This is a genomic window from Oleiphilus sp. HI0079, from assembly GCF_001635105.1.
In genome coordinates, this window is the sequence record NZ_LWFT01000830.1 from 1 (window position 1) to 923 (window position 923).

General features: G+C 47.0%; 1 protein-coding gene. It reads right to left on the bottom strand.

Annotated elements, in window-relative coordinates:
* Positions 1-6: 6 nt before the first annotated feature.
* Positions 7-792, bottom strand: coding sequence for a flagellar motor protein MotD (gene motD, locus A3750_RS15575; RefSeq protein ID WP_068456999.1), 786 nt, complete (start codon positions 790-792; stop codon positions 7-9).
* Between the last annotated feature and the right edge of the window lie 131 nt (positions 793-923).

Below are 923 nucleotides of genomic sequence, written 5' to 3' on the forward strand. Positions count from 1 at the left end.
AGATGCTTATTCGATCAGGCTCTGTCTCACATCTCCCGAGCGCGAGATCAGTAAGACGATACGACGGTTTTCTCTTCGGCCTTGTGGCGTGTCATTTCGAACCAATGGTCGGTATTGCCCATAGCCGATGGCCGCCATGCGACCTTCGTCGATCCCTTCAATAGACAACAACCTGAGAAAAGTAGCCGCTCGCGCCACCGAAAGCTCCCAGTTACTTGGAAATTGGCTATTGTTGATTCTCAGATTATCGGTATGCCCTTCAATCAATACGCCGTTATTTTTTGACCGTAAGACCCCTGAGATTCGCTTAATAACCTCAAAGGCCTCCTCCGCGGGGATAACCCCTCCGCTTTGAAACACAACTTCGTCGCGCAAGGATATTTCAACCCAGTCATCGAGAACCCGAACAGATAGTTGATCTTCGTAAATCAGATCTTCAAAACTTTCTTCAAACTCTCCAGCTATCGATTCGAGCTGCACATCGTCGGACTTTTCCTTGATCGACTCATAACTGTCTTGACGACCAATCAAGATAGGGTTTATCCCTTCAGAAGCAGCCTGACGTTCAGTTCTATCGTTCAATTCTCCTATCTGAATCGGCTCGAGGCTTTTTGGGCGCGTGTTAAATATACCTTCCAGCGAATCTGACAAAACCTTGTATTTGCCCTCATTGACCGAAGAGATGGAGTACATAACAACGAAAAAGGCAAAAAGAAGCGTAATGAAATCTGCGTACGAGACCAGCCAGCGGTCATGATTTTCGTTTGAATTATGATGTCTGGAGCGTTTCATGAAAAAGCGCGCCTCAATCTGTTGAGTCTAAGTGCAAATAGCCTTTCAGCTTCAGCTCAAGGGAGCGCGGGTTCTCGCCCTCTGCAATGGAAATCAAACCATCAACAAGCATTTCGTGGTATCGAACGTGG